Annotated in this window: 3 protein-coding genes; all 3 read left to right on the top strand. The window is 37.7% G+C overall.

Annotation, left to right across the window (positions count from 1 at the left end; genetic code table 11):
* Positions 1-124: autotransporter outer membrane beta-barrel domain-containing protein (locus BN202_RS10555; RefSeq protein ID WP_156792119.1), on the top strand; the 124-nt coding region annotated here is incomplete at its 5' end.
* 334 nt (positions 125-458) lie between these two features.
* Positions 459-3,017: a BafA family autotransporter gene (gene bafA / locus BN202_RS05725; protein WP_019219657.1), complete on the top strand. Its 2,559-nt coding sequence runs from the start codon at positions 459-461 to the stop codon at positions 3,015-3,017.
* A gap of 390 nt (positions 3,018-3,407) precedes the next feature.
* A partial coding sequence (locus BN202_RS05720; protein WP_019219656.1) for a pertactin-like passenger domain-containing protein occupies positions 3,408-5,175 on the top strand: 1,768 nt, incomplete at its 3' end.

The following is a 5,175-nucleotide window of genomic DNA, read 5'->3' as shown; positions in this document are numbered from 1 at the left end:
GGGCGTTGGTTTAAGCAGTTTAGTCAGTGATCAATTAAGGGTTTATGCACAAGTACATTATGTCAAGGGACGTAAGATGAAACAATCGCTTCAGGGCGTTTTAGGTATACGCTATAATTTCTAAATAGGTATTTGTTGAATGAAGTGTTCAATGAGTGATCAGAAAACAATTTTTGAGGAAATGTTGTTGCGCGTCTTATGTTAAATTGTGTATTTTAAATATATACAGCATTTTGCTTTTTTTATTTGGCGGAGAATTTCTGAAAGAAAATAAAAAACAACACAAAAACTTTATTTATATTCTCAATAAAAAGCATTAGAAAGAATATTAAAGAAGTGTTTCTTGCGGGGGCAAGGAGAAACCCCAGAGGAATTGTTTCAGCCATAGGTTGAAAATATATTTTGCAGAGCTAATTACACTTGATGTCTAATCAGACATACAGGGGGAGGGTGTAGTCATGCAATATAATTGGAAACGAAGTTGTTGGGCGCTTATGGTGTGCAGCTATTTGGTGCAAACAGCTTCTGCAAGCGAGGGGGCGAAGGAATTTTTTTGTCATTCTTCAAGTTATAGTAGAAATAAGAAAGCACTTCATGATCACTATAATGAGGGAGTGAGAACAGAAGAGTGTATAAAAACTAGGGCATCTATAAGTGATGTTGTTATAGAAACGCACGGTAAATCAAGCCTTTTTGAAAGGCTCAGTGGCGTTACTAAGGATAAAAATACTAAAATATTGGCCAGCAAACTACAGAATCTTGATGGCAATTCTAGACAGAATATACAAGAAAGAAATATTGCCACGCTTAAAAAGCCTGAGCTCATCTTTATTAATGATGGAGCTATACTAGAGAATTTTATACTCGATAATGATGGAAAAGCTTACATTTCTAATGATGGAGAGAGAGATGAACCAGGGCGGTCTATCAATAACACGGTGAGAGATGGTGCAGAGATTTACGTTTATGCAGGAGGTCTCAGTGAGAATAGCAAAATTGAACATGGTGGAATTGAAAGTGTTTATGCATCAAAAGGAAAGCAAGGTTTTTCAAAAAATGCTGTCGTTAAAGAAGGTGGGCAGCAAAGTGTTGGCAATGGAGGAAAAGTAGAGGGGACAAAAATCTATGGTGGTAAACAGCTTGTTTTCGGGGAAGGGGATGTTGGAGGAAAAATTAAAGGGAGTAGTGCTTCTAATACCATAATTTATGGTCAAGACGAAATACTAGGACAACAAAAGGTATATGATGGGGGAGAGGTTTGGAATACGAAAGTTATGAGAGGCGGGGTACAAGAGATTGCAAAAAAATCTCAAAGCGCAAAAAGTGGTGGTTTCGCATTTGATACACAAATTTTTGGTGGCGGTAAACAGCGTATCTTAGAAGGAGGTAAGGCTATTGAAGTGACTTTAAATGAAACTGCTCTTCAAGAAATATATGCTGACGGATCTGTAAAAAATCTAACAATGAATGATGAAGCAAAATCATTTGTACATGCTGGGGCAAAATTAGAAGGCAAAACCCTAGTGAATCATTCTGCACAGCTTCATTTATATGCCGGAAATGATCAACATCGTACCACAGTAGAAGATATTATTTTAAATGGACAAGATACAAAATTGTACGCTGTCACTGATGAGTTTGATGGAAAAAGTTCTCTCATTCAAAAATTAAGCGGTCAAGGGAGTGTTATTTTTGCATTTACTGGCTCTGATCCGTATTACTCTCAGCTTCATGTTAATAATCTTTCAGGAAGTTTACATTTTGCATTTAACACTACGATTGCAAAGAACCGTGGTGATTATCTCTCCATTGAAAATGGTGAAGGGAACCACACAATAAGCGTTGCTGATTCTGGAGTTGAAATCACTGATCCTTTTTCAAACAAGCGTGATTTAATTATGGATCAAAGCGGTGGAGCACATTTTTCTCTGACAAATCTCTCTGGAGAAAAAATTCATGCTATCGATGGTGGAACCTATATGTATGATTTGAAGCAGAGAAAGGATGAAAATGGGAAAACGTGGTTTTTGTCTGCGGACCGTATTAGTGGACCAGATCCTTCTGTTCCCAATCCGACAGACCCATTTATACCTGGTGGATCATCAACGACTCCTTCCGTTGATGCAGTACTCTCTATAGCGGCAGCTTCGGGACTTATTTTTAACAATGAGCTGGAAATTGTGCGTACTGGAAGAGGAGTTCTGGATCAAAACAAGAAAGATACGAATCTATGGGCTTACGCTATTAAGAGGAGAGAACGTGTTGCTACAGGCCATACACATTTTAAGCTTGATCAAACAGGTATAGTATTTGGCGCTGATCAGTTGAATGAACTAACGCATGGAGATTTGTATGTTGGTGGTTTTGGCAGCTATGATCGAGGACGTGTTACGCATAGACGAGGTGGTGATAGCAATTTAAACACTTACAGCATTGGCGCTTATGCAACTTATTTTGATCATCATGGATGGTATTTGGATAGTGTTTTGAAATATAATTATTTTCGAAATAATTTGAAAGCCATTTCAACAAATGGTTTAGCTGTTCAAAGCAATTATAATCAGTGGGCGATAGGTGGTTCATTTGAAATAGGCTGCCGTTTTGAGCCAGCTCAAAACACTTGGATGCAACCTTATGTTAAATTAACAGGTTTGCAGGTTGAAGGTAAAAAAATCACACTTTCTAATAAAATGACCGCTGATATTAGTCCATTGACGTCATTACGTAGTGAAGTTGGATTAACTGCAGGGCACGAATTTATAATAAATGCCGAAACTTCATTAACAGCTTATATTACAGCTGCATGGTTGCGTGAGAATATAAACAATAATCATACGACAATTAACAACCGACACAAATTTATCACAGACTTGTCAGGAAATGCGGGTAAACTTGGAATTGGTTTAAACAGTTTGGTTAATGATAAATTAACACTTTATGCGGAAGCACATTACCTAAAAGGACGCAAAATCAAGCAGTCACTTCAAGGTATTTTGGGATTACGCTATAGTTTCTAAACATACGTTTTATGATTGAAGGCTTCAGAAATAGAATTGTCTTGTAAGTTAAACCTACAGAATTAACTTTAAGATCTCTTGGGAAGGTAGAAATCATGAGGATGATCTGGTTTTTTTGATCAAAGTGATACCGTTTAATTTGTCCATCATTAAGAGTATTGCAAATTATGCCTTAAATACAAAGGCATAATTTGCATTTTATGAATTAGACGGCCTTAGATGCAAAGAGTTTCTTATAAAAAATAATACAATTTATTAGTGTATTATTTTTTATAATGCACTAATAAATTGTATTTAGACATAAATAAAACACATTACGATACATTCTAAAATGAGCTAGCTGCTTGGTAGCAGGGTATTTTTTGAATGATTAAAAATGGAGTGTGGATGATGCAAAATAAACATAAATTGAGTTTTTCAGTGTTGTTGATGAGTACTTGTCTTGTGCAATCTACAACTGCAGCTGAAAGCGGGAATGGAGAACTAAAAAGAATAGGAAGTGTGGGGGGAGGAGGAACGGTACCAAAAGGCTCTGCACTGATTACAAATGTGCTTCCCAGTAATAATATTAAAATTGAGGATGGTGGTGTTGAGGTTGTTGATAATGGAAAAACCTCTATAGGGGCTACTATTGAAAAAGGGGGAATGCAAATAGTTACACGTGGAGGGACTGCGATAAATACTAAAATCCTCGGTGGTAAGCAGTTTGTTCATGAAGAGACGGGTCTTGATCTTACAAGGGTGAACAAGCCAAGCAGTGCTTATGATGCGACAGTTAGTGGTGGTGGTGGAGTAATAGGGCTGCAGAACATATATGATGCTGCAACAGCTTGGAACACAAAAGTGGAAAAAGATGGAGAACAAAATCTTTATGCAGGGCAAAGAAAAGAGGGGGGAAAAGCAATGAAAACGGTAGTTTCTCAGAATGGTAGGCAGCATGTTTTAGCATTAGGGGAATCTCATAATACTACCTTACAGGATCAGGCTATTCAAGTTGTATATCCTAGTGGTCTTGTGAATGGTTTGACGATTAACAGCTCCGCTAGCTCGTGGCTACATGTTGGTGCACAGGATGTAACTGGAGCAGTAAGGGTTAATAATGGTGGAAAGCTTTATTTATTTGCTGGTGATAGGACAAATCATACCACAAAAAAAACAATTCCTATACAGGAAAGAGCTGCTGAAACAATATTTTTGGTTGGTGAACGAAATACAGGAGAAAAACCTGAAATTAATATTAAAGACTTAGGTGGTAATGACGGGACTGTGATTTTTACTTCTATTCCTTATGATCCACGTCATATTTCTCTTCGTGTTGGAAAGCTTTCAGGGAATTTACATTTTCGTTTTAATATAGATACTACGGGTGGTAGCGATTACTTGTCGATTGAAGAAGGTGAGGGTGATCACAAAATAAGTGTTTCTGATTATGGTCGTGAAATTACAGGCTCTTCACCACAAAAGAATAATTTAATCACTGAGATTTTGTTAATTACCGATAGAAGCTCAAACGGAGGAGCTAATTTCACTCTAGAAGATTATGTTGGTAAGGCAATAGAATCTGTTGATGGTGGGACTTATATGTATTCTTTACGAAAGAGAGAAAGATGTGCTGAATATAGTGGTGATTCCACAATTTGGTATTTAGGTTTAAGTGCTGATAATGCAGAAAATTCAAATACTGAAGTACAGTGCGCAAAAAAGAAATCAAAGGTTCCTATGTCGTCATTTGTTTCATCTACTGATACAGGCTCTCATCAGGAGGCGTCTTCTCGGCGAAGAGGTTCTGGTTCTAGGAAGCCTAATAATAAACAGGAACATAGGCCACGCCCTCCACGGCATTTAAGAGATGTACAAAATGTAACGGCTCTTTCAGCATCACCTTCTTCAGAAAATCGGTCTAATATGGTATTCTCTCCGGCAGATCGCCCTCATCCTTCTGATGAAAAACAGCAGGCTGTGGTTTCAGCAGATGCTTCATTGACAGTGGATCAGATGGTTTTACGCCCAAGCAATCAGCATCAAACTTCTCCACAATCACGTAAGGAAATATCAAAGCCTCGTTTTTTAACCACTCCTTCTACGGATGCAGTGTTGTCCATGTCTGTGGCTCCAGGGCTTATTTTTCACAATGAGTTGCAAGCTATACGTGCGGGAA

It is taken from the genome of Bartonella florencae, from assembly GCF_000312525.1.
GTDB lineage: Bacteria > Pseudomonadota > Alphaproteobacteria > Rhizobiales > Rhizobiaceae > Bartonella > Bartonella florencae.
The sequence above is the reverse complement of the archived record's forward strand: the minus strand, read 5'-3'. Positions and strand labels throughout refer to the sequence as shown.

What these genes read in the sequence shown, in the direction of transcription:
- bafA (WP_019219657.1), top strand. Translation starts at nt 459, where the DNA reads ATGCAATATAATTGGAAACGAAGTTGTTGGGCGCTTATGGTGTGCAGC.